A 16,465-nucleotide genomic window follows, 5' to 3' on the forward strand; every position below is an offset into this window, starting at 1 on the left:
TTCAGCTCCATCGTGGTGCGCGGTTCTCAAGATTGCTGCTGACGGCCTCGACATGATTGGGGGTGCCGAGCAGCGCGGCCTGCTCGGCGGTCTCGGCGGCGAGGCCTGTGGCGACGTCCGAGGTCGCGGCGAGATTGAGGAGCCGCTTGGCAGCACGCACGGCATCGGGGCTGCGGCTTGCGATCTCGTGCGCGACTGTCAATGCGGCGGCCAGCGGATCGTCGGCAAGCCCTGTCGCAAAACCATAGGCCAGCGCTTCGTCAGCCGAAAACACGCGGCCGGTATAGGTCAGCTCGCGCACGACATCTTCGCGGGCGAGGTGGCGCATCAACTGCGTGCCGGCCATGTCGGGCACCAGTCCCCATTTGGCCTCGATGACGGCGAGCCGTGTCGCCGGCGCCAGATAACGAAGGTCCGCGCCGAGCGCGAGCTGGAAGCCACCGCCGAAGGCGACGCCATGGACCGCGGCAATCACCGGCACTGGCAACTCGCGCCAGAGCCAGACGAGATGCTGCGCATAGTTTGCGATGCCGTGGCTTCGCTGTGTCAGGTCGGCTGACGGGATCAGCGAATCGCCTTTCGTCGTCGCCAGAAGCCGGTCCAGATCGAGGCCCGCGCAGAACGCCCGCCCTTCGCCGGAGAGAATGACGGCGCGGACCTCCCTGCGCGCACCGAGCTGCGCTCCGGCCGCGATGAGCGCCTCGAACATCGCGGGATCGAGAGCATTCATCTTGTCCGGGCGATTGAGCCGGACATGGGCCACGCCGTCCACGATGGTCAGCCGAACACGATCTTCCATGACACCGCTCCGCTCGAATGCGTGACCGGCCGTTCCGGCGTCAGTAGCCGGCCACCGCCATCACCACGACCACACTCAGCGCCATCCAGCCAAAGTGCCGGCCGCGTGTCGCCCATGCGTTGGCGCAGGCAGAGAAGCCGAACACGCAGACCATGGTGATGACGATCCAGCGGCGCGCCGGCGCGGACTCCATCCACGGCGTCGCGATCAGGAGCATGCCGCAGCCGATCCACGCGACGGTCGAGGCCTGCCAGACCAGGCGGATCAGGGTGCGGAGCCGCGGTGGCTCGATCGTGGCGCGGGGAAAGACCTTGGTCTCGCCGAGGATGCCGTGGATGAGGGCCACCAATATGGCGAGGATTCCGGCGCACTGGAGCAAGAGATCACGCATCGGGGCCTCCATACATCTGTGTATGGTGAGATAGACCCTGGCGCGACACCTGTCAATACACTAGTGTATGGTCGAAATTTCGGAACCTGACATGACCGACCAGCTCTGCGCGGACGACTGGATCAAGGAGGGCCTCAAGGCGCTCACCAAAAGCGGCTTCACCGCGCTGAAGGCCGATCCGTTGGCAAAGACCATCGGCGTTTCCCGCGGCAGTTTTTACTGGCATTTTGCCGATCTCGGCGCGTTCCATGCGGCCGTGCTGAAACGCTGGCGCGAGATCGCGGCCGAAGAGATCATCGCCGGTGTCGAGGCCGACACCGACGAAGCGCTGACGGCGCTGCTGCGCAGGACTTTTGGCGCCCGGCTCGATCTGGAGCGCGCGGTGCGGAACTGGGCGGCGTTCGATCCGGCGGCGCAAGCGGCCGTCCGCGCCATCGACCGCCGCAGGCTCGACTATATCGAGGCGCTGCTGCAACGACGCGGATTCTCCGCGGCAACCGCGCAAGGACGAGCGCAGATCCTGTACTGGACCTTCCTCGGCTTCGCGCTGTCGGGCCCGCCGGTGCCGCCCGCGCGGCTCCAGGGCCTGCTCGACGAGATCCAGAAGATGATTTCCGCCTGAACGCTCCGGCCGCCGCAATGGGCGGAGGCGATTTTCTATGCTACATGCAACCGATCGCCGGAGATCCTGATGAACGCGCCCACCGAACGCCCCGAACCTAGCGTCGATCCAAAACTGCTGGAGATCCTGGTCTGCCCGCTGACCAAGGGCCCGCTGGAATTCGATTCCGCCAAGCAGGAGCTGATCTCGCGCAGCGCCAGGCTCGCTTACCCGATCCGCGACGGCATCCCGATCATGCTGCCGGAAGAGGCGCGCAAGATCGATTGAGGATAGCGAACAGGGAATGGCGAGTAGCTCACAGCGCCTCGCCCTTCAGCAACTTCGGTATCTCACCCGTCAAGCCCGCCGCCTGGCGGATGAAGAGATTTTTCAGCGGCGGGGTGCGGTCGACGATGCCGAGGCCGATGTCGCGCAACGAGCGCAGCAATGTCAACTTGTTCGAGAACAGGAAGTTGAGCGAGTTGGTGGCGACGCCCATCGCCATGGTGTCGAAACGGCGCCAGCGCTGGTAGCGATCGAGCACGTCGGCGCCACCGAGATCCATGCCGAGCCGCGCGGCATCGACCACGACCTCGGCCAGTGCGGCGACATCCTTCAGCCCCATGTTGAGGCCCTGTCCGGCGATGGGATGAATGACGTGCGCGGAATCGCCGACCAGCGCCAGGCGCTCGGCCACGAAGGAGCGCGCCACGAAATAGGACAACGGGAACGCGCGCGGCTTGTCGAGCGCCTTCACCTCACCGAGATGCAAACCAAAGCGCTGCTCGAGCTCGCCGTGAAATTCTTCTTCGCTTAAGCCAATGATGCGCGCGGCCTCTGCGCGGCGCTCGGTCCACACCAGCGACGATCGCTTGCCGGTCAACGGCAGGATCGCAAACGGACCCGCGGGCAAAAAGTGCTCTTCGGCGCGGCCTTCGTGATCGCGCTCGTGGCCGACGGTGACGACGATGCCGGATTGATCGTATTCCCAGCCATGGGTGGCGATGCCGGCGCGCTCGCGCAGCTTTGACTTGGCACCATCGGCCGCGACCAACAGGCTTGCGGCAATCCTGCTGCCATCGCCGAGCATGACGTCAATGCCGCCGGCGCTGGTGTCGTACGACGCAACGGTCGTCGCGCGAAGATCGATGCCTTCAGCTTCGGCGCGGACAACCAGTGCATCGATCAGGCGGCGGTTCTCGACCATGTGCGCAAAGGGCTCGCCGGGCGCGACATCGCCGGCGAAATTCAGGAATGCCGGACGCGTGGCGTCCTCGAGCTTGGAATCGGTGACGACCATGTCGAGGATCGGCTGGGCCTCAGCCTTGACATCGTCCCAGGCGTCGAGCGCCTCGAACAGCCGGCGGCAGGCCGCGACGATGGCGGTTGCGCGGGGATCGCGGCTCGGCCGTGTGGCGAGCGCGGGGTCGGCGACGATGACGGGAATCTCGGATCCGAGCCCTTGGCGCAGCGCCAGCGCGAGCGCCAGGCCGGCAAACGCGCCGCCGCCAATGACTATGCTACTCTGTGACATACTAAAAATTCCCGGCCAATTCTTGGACTTGCTAGCAGACTTGAGGTGGGCGAAACAGTGCGGTGAAACAAGGGCGGAACGCCCCATTGTGTCATTCCGGAGCAGCGAGCCGGCACTGACGATGCGAAAGCTGAATCCGATGTCCAAAGGCCTGATCGACCTGATCTCGATCCTCGATCTCGAGCAGCTCGAGGTGAACTTGTTCCGCGGCAACAGCCCGAAGACGAGCTGGCAGCGGGTGTTCGGCGGGCAGGTGATCGGACAGGCGATGGTCGCGGCCTGCCGCACCGTCGAGGGCCGGCTGCCGCATTCGCTGCATTGCTATTTCATCCTGCCGGGCGATCCGCAGATCCCGATCATCTACCAGGTCGAACGGCTGCGCGACGGCAAGAGCTATTCGACCCGCCGCGTCACCGCGATCCAGCATGGCAATGCGATCTTCTCGATCATGGTGTCATTCCATGCCGAGGAGGAGACCGCGTTCGACCACCAGGAGAAGATGCCCGAGGTGCCGCCGCCGGAAAAGCTGACGGCGGAGGAGGTGGCGAAGCAGCCGATGTTCCGCGAGATGCCGGACTTCATCCGCCGCTACTACGAATCGGATCGCCCGATCGAGCTGCGCCCGGTCGAGCTCGGCCGTTATTTCGGCCAGAAGATAGAGGACGGCCGTATCCATGTCTGGATCAGGACGGCGGCGACGCTGCCGGACGATCCGGCGCTGCACATGTGCGCTCTCGCCTATGCCTCGGACTTCTCGCTGCTCGACGCCATCATGGCGCGCTACGGCCGCACGCTGTTCGACAAGCGCATGATGCCGGCGAGCCTCGACCACGCGATGTGGTTTCACCGCCCGTTCCGCGCCGACGAATGGCTGCTCTACGCGCAGGATTCGCCGAGCGCGCAAGGCGGCCGCGGCTTGACCCGCGGCTCGATCTTCAAGCCCGACGGCACACTGGTCGCCTCCGTCGCGCAGGAAGGCTCCGTGCGCGAGCGGAGGAGCTGATCGCTAGAGCGATCCGCGCGGCGCGAGCTCGGTCTGGGATGCGAACCAGTTCATGATCCAGCGATAGACCCACGGGATCGGGATGATGAAGCCGCACAGGATCGCCGCCACGATCCCGCGCCAGAGGATCCCGAGCCCGCTGCCCCTGAAGATGATCTCCCGGCGTGTGCCCTGGATGTTGCGATACACCCAACCCAGCTGGGCTGCGGCGACCCAGGCCCATCCAATGATGGTGATGATGGAGATCGCGAACAGCAGGTTCCAGCCGATATAGCCCAGCACCGAACCGGTGAAGCTCAGGCCGACGGGCTGCCCGTTGGAGGCGATGTTCGCGACCATCCATTTCAGCAGCATCCAGTAGAGAACGATCTGGGCGATGTAGAGTGCCGTGCTCAAAATCTGGATGCCGGTGTAGCCGACGACAATCGCCAGAACGATGAAGCCGAAGAACCACGGCACGATCGCCATGGCAGTGCCAGTGAAGGAGAGGTTCGGCCGGCCCGGGACCCTCACGCAGGACACGATCCATTGCGTGTACCAGACGAACAGCCACGGAATCGGGATGATGAAGCATGAGCCGATCAGCATCACCAGCGTTCGCCAGGTGAAGTCGAGGATACCGAAATCGACCGACAGCGACCCGCCGGCAGCGCTACCCGCACCGGTATAGCCACCGCCGCCCATCATCGGCGGCCCTCCGGCCGGAGTGATCGGCGGCGCGCCGCCACCAATCAATCCCGGAATTTCGGCCGCCTTCTGCCAGCCCGCCATGCCCTCGGACCACACCAGCGTATCGCCGCGCACGACGCCCTGGGTAATGAGGTCGCGGAACTGTCCCTCCGGGTAGGGCCCCTGCTGCTTGCCCTCGGATGCGTAGAACCAACTCGCCATGACGCGCCCCCTAAAATACTTTTGTACCGCTGGGCAGGTGCGGGTTCACCGCATCCATGCCAAAAATGCATTGTGAAGGATGAACGGCTGCCCTGTACAGAGGCGGCCGTTCACACCTCCGAACGTTTTTCCGCTTCTACCTGCAAGTTTTTTGTGCCATTTGCCCGGAAAGATGCCAGATTGACGCAGCGCCGGGGACATACGGCGCGGCGCATCCCGGGAAACAGGCCTGACCATGAAACTCGTCGTCGCGATCATCAAACCTTTCAAGCTCGATGAGGTCCGTCAGGCCCTGACGGCGATCGGCGTCCACGGCATGACCGTGACCGAGGTGAAGGGCTATGGCCGCCAGAAGGGCCACACCGAGATCTATCGCGGCGCGGAATATGTCGTGAACTTCCTGCCGAAGCTGCGGATCGAGATCGCGGTCGCCTCCGACGTCGCGGATAAGGCGGTCGCCGTGATCACCGCGACCGCCCGCACCGGGCAGATCGGCGACGGCAAGATTTTCGTCACACCGATCGACCACGCGCTGCGCATCCGCACCGGCGAGACCGACAGCGACGCGCTCTAAACTTTCTTGTCTTGACGCGTTTTCTTCACGCGAACCGGTATCCACTTCGCTCGAAAACGCTCTGATACAGCCTTCTTCGATCGCACCGGGCAACGATGCCACAGCGTGCGACGTCAATTGATGCCCGGGGGAATGACATGGCGGGATTGTTACGCCGCGCAGCTGCTATGGCTGCGCCGATCGGATTTGCTTTGGTCATGGCGTCGCCGGCGCACGCCGCAGGCTCCGAGATCAACACCGCCGACACTGCCTGGATGATCGTCGCCACCGCGCTGGTGCTGATGATGACGATCCCAGGGCTTGCGCTGTTCTATTCCGGCATGGTGCGCAAGAAGAACGTGCTCGCGACCATGGCGCAAAGCCTTGCCGCGGTGACGATCATCTCCATTCTCTGGGTCGCGTTCGGCTATTCGCTGTGCTTCGTCGGCGGCGGGCCGTGGATCGGTTCACTCGACCGCTGGTTCCTCGCCGGCATGACCATGGACAGCGTCAACCCGGCAGCGAAGACGATCCCGGAAGCGCTGTTCATGCTGTACCAGATGACGTTCGCCATCATCACGGTGGCGCTGGTGGCGGGCTCGGTCGCCGACCGGATGCGTTTCTCCGCCTATCTGCTGTTCTCGGTCGCCTGGTTCATCTTCGTCTACATTCCACTGGCACATTGGGTGTGGGGCGGCGGCTTCCTCAACAGCATGGGCGTGCTGGATTTCGCCGGCGGCCTCGTCGTGCATCTGTCGGCCGGCACCGGCGGCCTCGTGGCGGCGAAGGTGATGGGACGCCGGCACGGCTACGGCACCGAAAATCTGTCACCGTTCGATCTCTCGCTCGCGGTGATGGGCACCGGCCTGCTGTGGGTCGGCTGGTTCGGCTTCAACGGCGGCTCGGCCGGTGCTGCCAATTCGCGCGCGGTGATGGCGATCATCGCGACGCATCTGGCGGCCTGCTCCGGCGCGCTGACCTGGGGCGCGATCGAATGGTCGACGCGGCGCAAGCCCTCAGTGCTCGGCATGATCTCGGGCGCAGTGGCAGGCCTCGGCACCATCACGCCGGCTTCCGGCTTCGTCGCGCCGTGGCACGGCATCGTCATCGGCATCGCCGCAGGCGGGATTTGCTACTGGGCCTGCACGTGGCTGAAGCACCGCTTCGACTACGACGACTCGCTCGACGTGTTCGGCGTCCACGGCATCGGCGGACTGACCGGCACGCTGCTCGCAGGCGTGTTCGCGACCAGCGCGATCGGCGGCACGGCCGGCCTGCTCGAGGGCCATCCGCAGCAGCTGCTGATCCAGCTTTACGGCGTCGCCGTCACCTTCGTCTGGTCTGCGGGCGTGAGCTTTGTCCTGCTCAAGCTGGTCGGCCTGTTCGTGCCGTTGCGGGTGTCGCGCGAGCACGAGCTCGAGGGGCTCGATATCTCGCAGCACGGCGAGGCGCTTCAGTAATCGGGCTTGCGCAACACATAAGTACGTGCTTATGTGTTGGCATGATCGAAGCCGACATCTTCAAGGCGCTGGCCGACCCGACCCGCCGAAAAGTCTTTGAGAAGCTCGCTGGCGGCAGCCTGAATGCCAGCGCTTTGCGCGACGGCTTGGAGATCAGCCAGCCGGCGATGTCGCAGCACCTTTCAGTGCTGCGCGCGGCTGGCCTCGTGCGCGAACAGCGGCAGGGCCGTTTTGTGAATTACGCAGTCGACCCGGACGGGATCGTGGCCATCGGGGCATGGCTTGCGCGCTACCGCGCCTACTGGCCGAAGCGCATGGAAGCACTCGCCGATCTCTTGAAGGATATGGATCAATGAGCGACGCAGCAAAGCCTGATTCCTCCGACGCAGACCTTGTGCTCGAATATGACTTCGATGCACCGCCGGCAAAGGTCTGGCGCGCCGTGACCATTCCGGCCTTGCGCGAGCGCTGGCTGCCGGATTGCGACCTTGCGGGCGCCGAGCCGGAATCTACGATCGCAGGCGAAGAGGTGCGCTATCGGCTTCGTGATTCAGAGCCGCCGTTTCGCGAGAGCCACGTCATCTTCCGGATCGAGCCGAACGAAGACGGCGGCACCCGCTTCCGCATTATTCAGCAGGCCTGCGATGTAACGCTGCCGCAGCCGGCTAACAGCAATTGCTGCCTGATGCGCGCGGCAGCCTAACAACAAAAGACTTCATCACCTGCAGACATGGAGGTCGCCGATGCGCGACATGCTTCAGCTCGTCCCTATGGTTGTCGAACAATCCGCCCGCGGCGAACGATCCTTCGACATCTATTCGCGGCTCCTGCGCGAGCGCATCATCTTCCTCAACGGCGAGGTCAATGATGCGATGTCGGGACTGGTCTGCGCGCAGCTGCTGTTCCTGGAGGCGGACAATCCGAACAGGCCGATCAATCTCTACATCAACTCCTATGGCGGCGTGGTCACCAGTGGCTTGGCCATGTACGACACCATGCAGTTCGTCAAGGCGCCGGTTCATACGCTGTGCATGGGCACTGCGCGCTCGATGGGCTCGTTCCTGCTGATGGCCGGCGAGCCCGGTCACCGCGCCGCGCTGCCCAATGCGAGCCTTCACGTGCATCAGCCGCTCGGCGGCTTCCAGGGCCAGGCGTCCGACATCCTGATCCATGCCAACGAAATGCAGGAAACCAAGCGGCGCATCACCCGGCTCTACGCGCAGCATTGCGGGCGCTCCGAGGCGGAGGTGGAACGGACCCTGGACCGCGACCACTTCATGACCGCGCAGCAGGGGGTCGAATGGGGATTGATCGACCGGGTCTTTGCGGAGCGCGACCCGGCCTGACGGTCCAGGTCGGTTGCGCGTATCCCGTGAGCATGCCGCGAGCCGCTTCGATATTTCACAGCACGGCGACACCCTTCCGCCAGCATCTTCTGTAGTCAGTTACCTCTCAGCTGCCCGACGCGTGAGCAGCAAATGTGTCGACAGCCTGTCATGCCTGCTTTTTGATCAGGCCTGACCAGGGATTGAGCGCGACGTAATGGCGCACTGCACCGCAATGCCCGCCAAACGCGAAAAGCCCCGCTTTCATAGTCCGTTAGGCAAGCCGCCCGATCTGGCACGGCATTTGATTCTAACGGTCCTGGCTGTGCCCGCGTAGTGAACTTCTCCCTCGTGGCGAACCAGTCGAGAAACGCCCGGCCACGTCCGGACCGGGCCCAAGCGGGGATAGGACCCATGAAAATTGTTATGGCGATTATCAAGCCATTCAAGCTGGAAGAAGTCCGTGACGCCCTGACCGCCATTGGCGTTCACGGTCTTACGGTGACGGAAGTCAAGGGATATGGCCGCCAGAAAGGCCATACGGAAATCTACCGCGGCGCCGAATATGCCGTGAGCTTCCTGCCCAAGATCAAGATCGAAGTCGCTGTCGCCTCCGAGCAGGTCGACAAGACCATCGACGCCATCACCTCGGCTGCGAAAACCGGACAGATCGGCGACGGCAAGATCTTCGTCATCAACCTCGACCATGCGGTCCGCATCCGCACCGGCGAGGCCGACGCCGCGGCCCTTTGATTTCGCGCTCAACCAAAATTCAATCAGGAGTAAATGAAATGACGTTTAAGCGTCCCTATGGCGCGGGATTGGCGGCTCTCGCAGTCGGCCTGTTCGCTGCGACCGCAGCCTATGCCGAGCCAACGGTCAACAAGGGGGATAACGCCTGGATGCTGACATCGACAGTGCTCGTGCTGTTGATGACGATCCCGGGTCTCGCGCTGTTCTACGGCGGCCTCGTTCGTTCCAAGAACATGCTCTCGGTCCTGATGCAGGTGTTCTACACCGTCTGCATCGTCACCGTGATCTGGGCCGTGTACGGCTACAGCCTCGCCTTCACCGGCGGCTCCGACTTCATCGGCGGCTTCTCCAAGGCCTTCATGATGGGCGTCACCACCGACTCGAAGGCCGCGACCTTCTCGGTCGACGCCAACATCTCGGAGCTCGTCTATGTGTGCTTCCAGATGACGTTCGCGGCGATCACGCCCGCCCTCATCGTCGGCGCCTTCGCCGAGCGCATGAAGTTCTCGGCGATCGCCCTGTTCATCCCGCTCTGGGTCACGCTGATCTACTTCCCGATCGCGCACATGGTCTGGTACTGGCCCGGCCCGGACGCGATCCAGGATGCAGCCAAGGCTCTCGCTGCCGCGGCTGATGGCGCAGCGAAGACTGCGGCTCAGGCCAAGCTCGACGAGATCAACGCCGACGCCGGCTGGATCTTCAAGAAGGGCGCGATCGACTTCGCTGGCGGCACCGTGGTGCACATCAACGCCGGCATCGCAGGTCTCGTCGGCGCGCTTCTGATCGGCAAGCGCACCGGCTACGGCAAGGAGCTGATGGCTCCGCACTCGCTGACGATGTCGATGATCGGTGCCTCGCTGCTCTGGGTTGGCTGGTTCGGCTTCAACGCCGGCTCCAACCTGGAGGCCAACGGCGGCGCAGCCCTCGCCATGACCAACTCCTTCGTCGCCACCGCAGCCGCCGCGCTGTCGTGGATGTTCGCGGAGTGGATCGTGAAGGGTCATCCGTCGGTGCTCGGCATCATCTCCGGCGCTGTCGCGGGTCTCGTGGCCGTCACGCCTGCCGCCGGCTTCTCCGGCGTGATGGGTGCGATCGTCCTCGGCCTCGTGGTCGGCGTGGTCTGCCTGTTCTTCTGCACCGTGGTGAAGAACGCGCTCGGCTATGATGACTCGCTCGACGTGTTCGGCGTGCACTGCATCGGCGGCATCATCGGCGCCCTCGGCACCGGCATCCTGGTCAATCCGGCTCTCGGTGGCGCGGGCATCATCGACTACACCGCGATCCCGCCCAAGGTTGCCGATTACGACTTCGCGGCGCAGATGATCTCCCAGATCGAAGCCGTCTGCACCACGCTGGTGTGGTCGGGCGTCGGCTCGGCGATCCTCTACAAGGTCGTCGATGTGATCGTTGGCCTCCGCGCCAATGTCGAGAGCGAGCGTGAAGGTCTCGACATCACCGACCACACCGAGCGCGCCTACAACATGTAACCAGTCCTCCCGGACGCGATCTCTCCTCGGGGATCGCGTCCACAACTACGGTTTGGGCACATACCCGGCAATGCCCCGACCGTTGAGGGGCTCCAGCGCAAGTTGGAGCCCCTTTTTTTTTGGCGGGATTCTTTTTGACAGCGCAAGGGAAGAAAAGGATTGCCATTCCAGATTGCCGGCGCAGAAATAACGGCCACAACGAACAACAAAACGGGAGGTCGTCATGCGTTTGGAAGGCGGATGTTATTGCGGCGAAGTGCGCTATGTGGCCGAGGGCGATCCGATGATGCAGGCCCAATGTCACTGCCGCGAGTGCCAGTACATTTCGGGGGGCGCGCCCAACACCTTCATCGCGATGCCGGCGGCCGGCTTTAGCTACATCACCGGCCACCCCAAGCAGTTCACCCGCAAGGATCTCGAGCGCGCCGTGACCCGTGAATTCTGTGCCGAATGCGGCACGCATCTGGTGACGAAGGTTCCGGGCCTGCCGGCCGCGATCCTCAAGGTCGGCACGCTGGACGAGCCGAAACAGTTCCATCCCCAGATGGCGATCTACACCTGCGACAAGCAGGAGTTCCACGCGATCCCCGCGGGCATGGCGACGTTCGAGAAGCTGCCAGCGCACTGAACGGGCCTATGTCGGGAAACTCGTCATGCCCGGGCTTGTCCCGGGCATCCACGTTCTTGGTGCGGCAGGAAAGGCCGTGGATGGCCGGGACTAAGCCCGGCCATGACGTCGCGTCCCGTGTAACGAGAAGCGGGGGCCCTGAGCACCATGCATCCCGTTGTTATCCGGCCTCATTATTCCCGCTCTGGACGGGTCGGCCTGCCGATGGTTAATCGCGTCTTAACCTCGCCCTATCTATGGTGAACTGAACCGCTTTCCCGCCGGCATATCCATGTGCCGGCCGTTCCAAGAGTGCTGGCGCCCAGAATGGCTATGACCGCTTCATCCCGTGCGCCGCTAGCCGGTGGAAGCTCCGACGACGAACGCTCGCCCTTCGTCCGGCTGAACGAGCTGTTGGCGCCGCATCAGCCCGGCAAGCCCTTGATTTCGCTCGCAGTCGGCGAACCGCAGCATCCGGTGCCTGACTTCGTCGGTCCGGTGCTGGCCAAGCACATCGCCGATTTCGGCCGTTACCCGATGAACCAGGGCACCGAGCCGTTCCGCCAGGCAGCGGGCGCCTGGTTGTCGTCGCGCTTCAAGCTGCCGCGACCGCTCGACCCCAAGAGCGAGATTCTCGTCCTCAATGGCAGCCGAGAGGGGCTATTCCTCGCCGCGATCGCAGCAGCGCGCTATGTCGGCCCGCGTCCCGGCAAGCCCGCCATCCTGATGCCGAACCCGTTCTATCCGGTCTATGGCGCCGGCGCCGGCGCCGCGGCCTGTGAGCCGGTCTATCAGCCGACCACCGTCGAAAACGGCTTCCTGCCCGATCTCGACGCCATCGACGAAGCGACGCTCGCGCGCACGGTGGCGTTCTATCTGGCGTCACCCGCCAATCCGCAGGGCTCGGTCGCGTCGCGCGATTATTTCACGCGCCTGAAGAGCCTCGCCGATCGCTACAACTTCGTGATCCTCAGCGACGAGTGTTACTCCGAGATCTACACCCGCGAAGCACCAGGCAGCGCACTCGAATGCGCGGGCCCCGATTTCACCCGCGTGGTCGCGTTCCAGTCGCTGTCGAAGCGCTCCAACCTGCCGGGCTTGCGGGTCGGCTTCGCTGCCGGCGACAGGAAGTTGATCGGCATGTTCCTGGAGCTGCGCAACATCGCGGCGCCGCAGGTGCCGGTGCCGCTTCAGCATGTCGCGACCGTTGCCTATGGCGACGAGGCGCATGTCGAGGAGAACCGCAGGCTCTACCGGATCAAGTTCGATCTCGCCGACCAGATCATCGGCAATCGTTACGGCTATCGCCGGCCCGACGCCGGTTTCTGCGTCTGGCTCAATACGTCCGAGATCGGCGACGATGTCTCCGTGACTCTCAGGCTTTTCAGGGAAGCCGGCGTGCGCGTGGTGCCCGGTTCCTATCTGGCGCGGCGTCAGCCCGACGGCTTCAATCCCGGCGCCGGCTACATTCGCCTGGCGCTGGTGCAGGATAGTGAGACCACGGCGCAGGCGCTGCACCGGCTGGTCGAAACTCTGGGTTAGGCGGGGCCCATGAGCATGTCGGCAATCGAACGTGTCATTCCCCTGGTTGGCCATCTGCCGCCCTCGATCCGCGAGGCGCTGAGCCGGCGCGTGCGCGAGCTCACCGGCTTCGGCCTGATCACGCTCTCGGGCGTCGCGTCCGCCGCGCTGATGACCTGGTCGGTGCAGGACCCGAGCCTCAGCCACGCGACCTCGCGGCCGATCCACAACGTTCTCGGCTATGCCGGCGCCATCGGCGCCGACCTCGCGATGCAGATCCTCGGCCTCGGCGCGATCATGCTGATCCTGACGGTTGCGGTGTGGGGCTGGCGCATGATGACCCATCGCCCATTCGATCGCGAGGCGCTGCGGCTCGGCTGCTGGATTCTCTGCACCGTGATCGCGGCAGGCTTTGTCAGCTGCTGGCCGCATGGTGGCGCCTGGCCGCTGCCGACCGGGCTTGGCGGCGTGGTCGGCGATGCGCTGGTGCGCGCACCCGCGGTGATCTTCGGGCCGCCCGGCGCAATCTATCGCATGGTGCTCGGAATCATCCTGTTCGTCGCGCTGGCTGCGACCTTCCTGATCGCCTGCGGGCTCGGCGCACGCGAGCATGACGAAGAGCTCGCGGAGATCGAGGACGACGACAAGCCGCTCGACGGAGACGAGGAGAGCGATCGTGGCTCGGTGTCGCTGGGCTGGCTGTTCCACGCGCTGATGAGCACCAAGGCGCGGTTGATCTGGCTATTCGGCGCGGCCTATCGCTCGCTGGTCTCGAGCGGATCGAAGACCAAGGCAGTTTCGTTCAGCCGGCAGGAACCCAATCTCGGCGGCCGCGCCGCGCCCCCGATCTCACCGCAGTCCGCGGACGAGGATTACGACCACGAGCACGAAGAAGAGGAAGACGAGGAGGAGGAAGAGGAAGCGCCCGCGCGCGCGTCGCGCAAGAAGGCTGCACCGAAACCCGCGTCCAGGAAATCCTCCGACAAGTTCGAGCTACCGTCCGTGTCCGTTCTGGCTGCGCCCAAGGCCGGCGATCGCCAGCCGCTCAGCAAGGCCGAGCTGGAAGCCAATTCGCGTGCGCTCGAGGGCGTGCTGCAGGATTTCGGCGTGCGCGGCGAGATCGTGAAGGCCAATCCAGGTCCGGTCGTCACGCTGTACGAGCTCGAACCGGCACCCGGCATCAAGTCGTCGCGCGTGATCGGGCTAGCCGACGACATCGCGCGTTCGATGAGCGCATTGTCTGCGCGCGTCGCCGTCGTTCCCGGTCGCAATGCCATCGGCATCGAGCTGCCGAACGCGCATCGTGAAAAGGTCTATCTGCGCGAGCTGCTGGTTGCCAAGGAGACCATCGACACGGTTGCAAAACTGCCGCTCTGCCTCGGCAAGACCATTGGCGGCGATCCCGTCATCATCGACCTCGCGCGCACGCCGCACATGCTGATCGCCGGTACCACCGGCTCCGGCAAGTCGGTCGCGATCAACACCATGATCCTCAGCCTGGTCTATCGGCTGCGCCCGGATCAGTGCCGGCTGATCATGGTCGATCCGAAGATGCTCGAACTCTCCGTCTATGACGGCATTCCCCATCTGCTCACTCCCGTCGTCACCGATCCGAAGAAGGCGGTGGTCGCGTTGAAATGGGCCGTGCGCGAGATGGAAGAGCGCTACAAGAACATGGCCAAGCTCGGTGTGCGCAACATCGACGGCTACAACACGCGCCTGGGCGAGTTGAAAGCCAAGGGCGAAGAGCCGACGCGTACCGTGCATACCGGCTTCGACAAGGAAACCGGCAAGGCGATCTACGAGGAAGAGAAGCTCTCGCTCGACCCGCTGCCCTACATCGTCATCATCGTCGACGAAATGGCCGACCTGATGATGGTCGCCGGCAAGGACATCGAAGGCGCCGTTCAACGTCTCGCGCAGATGGCGCGCGCCGCCGGCCTGCATGTGATCCTCGCGACGCAGCGTCCGTCGGTCGACGTCATCACCGGCACCATCAAGGCGAACTTCCCGACCCGCATCGCCTTCCAGGTCACCTCGAAGATCGACAGCCGCACCATTTTGGGCGAGATGGGCGCCGAGCAGCTGCTCGGCCAGGGCGACATGCTCTACATGGCCGGCGGCGGCCGCATCAGCCGCGTGCACGGCCCCTTTGCCTCGGACGAGGAAGTCGAGAAGGTGGTGCGCCACCTCAAGACGCAGGGCCAGCCGGAATATCTGGAAGCGGTCACGGCCGAAGAGCCGACCGAGGACGAGGACGGCGCCGTGTTCGACGCCAGCGGCATGGGCGCGGATGGTGGCGGCGACCTGTTCCAGCAGGCCGTTGCCATCGTCAAACGCGACCGCAAGGCCTCGACCAGCTACATCCAGCGCCGCCTGCAAATCGGGTATAACCGCGCCGCATCGCTGATGGAGCGCATGGAACTGGAAGGCATCGTCGGACCCGCCAATCACGCCGGCAAGCGCGAGATTCTGGTCGAGGAAGAAGACAGCCATATGTGAGGCAAGCCGCCTCAAAGTCCTATTTCACGCAAAAACGTTATCTGCTTTTGCCCGAAATCACGCTAAAACGACGCCCAGCCACACAGGACGACGCGTTGACCCAACATCCGGACATTCGATTCGCCGCCTCTTTCGCTGCGCGCAGCGCGCGCGTGGCGGGCGTGCTTCTCGTCACCGCCGCGATGGTGACCGCGGCGTCGTTTGCACAGACCGTGCCCGTGCCGAAACCCGCGCCGAAGGGCCGCGACGCTGCTCCGCCCTCGGGCGGACCGTCGATCACGGGCGCGACGCAGGCGCCACCGAATCCGGTCATTCCCGATCCGCGCCGCAACGTACCTAGCAGCATCTTCCAGACCTTCGATGCGAACCAGAAGGCGCAGGCGGCCAAGGTCAGCGCCTATCTGTCCTCGCTGTCGACGCTGGTCGGGAATTTCGTCCAAGTCGGCCCCGACGGCAGCAAGACGCAGGGCGATTTCTACATCCAGAAGCCCGGCAAGATGCGCGTCGAATATGATCCGCCGAGCCCGATCGACATCGTTGCCGATGGATCCTCCCTCGTGGTGCGGGACCGCAAGCTCGCGACGCAGGACGTCTATCCGCTGTCACAGACACCGCTCCGCTTCCTGCTATCCGATCGCATCGACCTGATGAAGGACACCAACGTCGTCAGTGTCACAGCCGACGACCTCTTCATCAGCGTCACCATCGAGGAGAAGCAGGCGCTGGTCGGCACCAGTCGCCTCTTGCTGATGCTCGGCGCCAAGGACGGCCAGTTGAAGCAATGGACGGTGACCGATCCTCAGGGCTACGACACCACATTCGCGGTCTATAATCTGGACACGAGCAAGAAGCTCGATCCCAGTATGTTCAAGATCGACTTCACCAATTACAGCGTGCCGTCACCGGGGTAAATCCCGTGGTGCCGTAGGGTGGGCAAAGCGAAGAGGCTGGGCAAGAATCTCGCGGTTACGCTGCGATGCTGAAGCGGAAGCGGATGATCGCTGGTTTTTGGCCTAATTTGGCTGAGAGGCCTCTGAT

At 64.2% G+C, this 16,465-nt stretch carries 18 protein-coding genes; 14 read left to right on the forward strand and 4 right to left on the reverse strand.

Annotated features, from left to right (window positions below; all coding sequences use genetic code 11):
* Nucleotide 1: 1 nt before the first annotated feature.
* Both ABIC09_RS33860 and ABIC09_RS33865 read right to left on the reverse strand, forming a co-directional pair.
* Nucleotides 2–799: a crotonase/enoyl-CoA hydratase family protein gene (locus ABIC09_RS33860; protein WP_354085929.1), complete on the reverse strand. Its 798-nt coding sequence runs from the start codon at nt 797–799 to the stop codon at nt 2–4.
* 40 nt (nt 800–839) lie between these two features.
* Nucleotides 840–1,190, reverse strand: coding sequence for a hypothetical protein (locus ABIC09_RS33865; RefSeq protein ID WP_354031203.1), 351 nt, complete (start codon nt 1,188–1,190; stop codon nt 840–842).
* Between the two features lie 91 nt (nt 1,191–1,281).
* On the opposite strand from ABIC09_RS33865, the gene ABIC09_RS33870 reads away from it, so the two are divergent.
* Both ABIC09_RS33870 and ABIC09_RS33875 read left to right on the forward strand, forming a co-directional pair.
* On the forward strand, nt 1,282–1,812 hold the full coding sequence (locus ABIC09_RS33870) for a TetR/AcrR family transcriptional regulator (protein ID WP_354111980.1): 531 nt from the start codon (nt 1,282–1,284) through the stop codon (nt 1,810–1,812).
* 69 nt (nt 1,813–1,881) lie between these two features.
* Entirely contained in the window at nt 1,882–2,079 is a 198-nt protein-coding gene (locus tag ABIC09_RS33875; protein WP_148752775.1) for a Trm112 family protein, read from the forward strand.
* Nucleotides 2,080–2,107: 28 nt separating this feature from the next.
* Here the strand turns inward: ABIC09_RS33875 and ABIC09_RS33880 are convergent, their stop codons facing one another.
* Nucleotides 2,108–3,325, reverse strand: a complete 1,218-nt coding sequence (locus tag ABIC09_RS33880; protein ID WP_354111981.1) for a ubiquinone biosynthesis hydroxylase — start codon at nt 3,323–3,325, stop codon at nt 2,108–2,110.
* A gap of 139 nt (nt 3,326–3,464) precedes the next feature.
* Here ABIC09_RS33880 and tesB point away from each other — a divergent pair, with 139 nt between their 5' ends.
* Entirely contained in the window at nt 3,465–4,328 is an 864-nt protein-coding gene (tesB, locus tag ABIC09_RS33885; protein ID WP_148752836.1) for an acyl-CoA thioesterase II, read from the forward strand.
* Between the two features lie 3 nt (nt 4,329–4,331).
* Here tesB and ABIC09_RS33890 read toward each other — a convergent pair whose 3' ends face one another.
* Nucleotides 4,332–5,219 carry a DUF4339 domain-containing protein gene (locus ABIC09_RS33890; RefSeq protein WP_354111982.1) on the reverse strand — a complete coding sequence of 296 codons (888 nt, stop codon included), beginning with the start codon at nt 5,217–5,219 and terminating at the stop codon, nt 4,332–4,334.
* Nucleotides 5,220–5,454: 235 nt separating this feature from the next.
* Between ABIC09_RS33890 and ABIC09_RS33895 the strand changes: the two genes are divergently transcribed.
* The 11 genes from ABIC09_RS33895 (at nt 5,455) to ABIC09_RS33945 (ending at nt 16,338) form a co-directional block, all read left to right on the forward strand.
* Nucleotides 5,455–5,793 carry a P-II family nitrogen regulator gene (locus ABIC09_RS33895; protein ID WP_008142802.1) on the forward strand — a complete coding sequence of 113 codons (339 nt, stop codon included), beginning with the start codon at nt 5,455–5,457 and terminating at the stop codon, nt 5,791–5,793.
* Between the two features lie 137 nt (nt 5,794–5,930).
* Complete coding sequence (locus ABIC09_RS33900) at nt 5,931–7,232, forward strand: ammonium transporter (protein ID WP_148752772.1); 1,302 nt, start codon at nt 5,931–5,933, stop codon at nt 7,230–7,232.
* 41 nt (nt 7,233–7,273) lie between these two features.
* Nucleotides 7,274–7,588 carry an ArsR/SmtB family transcription factor gene (locus ABIC09_RS33905; protein ID WP_148752771.1) on the forward strand — a complete coding sequence of 105 codons (315 nt, stop codon included), beginning with the start codon at nt 7,274–7,276 and terminating at the stop codon, nt 7,586–7,588.
* Complete coding sequence (locus tag ABIC09_RS33910; protein WP_354111983.1) at nt 7,585–7,935, forward strand: SRPBCC family protein; 351 nt, start codon at nt 7,585–7,587, stop codon at nt 7,933–7,935. Before ABIC09_RS33905 ends, ABIC09_RS33910 begins: the two co-directional genes overlap by 4 nt.
* Before the next feature lie 40 nt (nt 7,936–7,975).
* Nucleotides 7,976–8,578: an ATP-dependent Clp protease proteolytic subunit gene (locus ABIC09_RS33915; protein WP_354111984.1), complete on the forward strand. Its 603-nt coding sequence runs from the start codon at nt 7,976–7,978 to the stop codon at nt 8,576–8,578.
* Between the two features lie 393 nt (nt 8,579–8,971).
* Nucleotides 8,972–9,310, forward strand: coding sequence for a P-II family nitrogen regulator (locus ABIC09_RS33920; RefSeq protein ID WP_027535364.1), 339 nt, complete (start codon nt 8,972–8,974; stop codon nt 9,308–9,310).
* Between the two features lie 38 nt (nt 9,311–9,348).
* Entirely contained in the window at nt 9,349–10,797 is a 1,449-nt protein-coding gene (locus ABIC09_RS33925) for an ammonium transporter (protein WP_148752768.1), read from the forward strand.
* A gap of 223 nt (nt 10,798–11,020) precedes the next feature.
* Nucleotides 11,021–11,425 carry a GFA family protein gene (locus ABIC09_RS33930; protein ID WP_354111985.1) on the forward strand — a complete coding sequence of 135 codons (405 nt, stop codon included), beginning with the start codon at nt 11,021–11,023 and terminating at the stop codon, nt 11,423–11,425.
* A gap of 306 nt (nt 11,426–11,731) precedes the next feature.
* A complete protein-coding gene (locus tag ABIC09_RS33935; protein ID WP_148752766.1) occupies nt 11,732–12,946 on the forward strand; it encodes an aminotransferase class I/II-fold pyridoxal phosphate-dependent enzyme in 1,215 nt (404 codons plus the stop codon).
* Nucleotides 12,947–12,955: 9 nt separating this feature from the next.
* Nucleotides 12,956–15,427, forward strand: a complete 2,472-nt coding sequence (locus ABIC09_RS33940) for a DNA translocase FtsK (protein ID WP_148752765.1) — start codon at nt 12,956–12,958, stop codon at nt 15,425–15,427.
* Between the two features lie 152 nt (nt 15,428–15,579).
* The gene (locus tag ABIC09_RS33945) at nt 15,580–16,338 is read left to right on the forward strand and encodes an outer membrane lipoprotein carrier protein LolA (protein WP_148752835.1); all 759 of its coding nucleotides are present in this window, start codon (nt 15,580–15,582) and stop codon (nt 16,336–16,338) included.
* Nucleotides 16,339–16,465 lie beyond the last annotated feature (127 nt).

Origin of the sequence: Bradyrhizobium sp. S3.12.5 (assembly GCF_040548225.1) — a bacterium.
GTDB lineage: Bacteria > Pseudomonadota > Alphaproteobacteria > Rhizobiales > Xanthobacteraceae > Bradyrhizobium > Bradyrhizobium cytisi.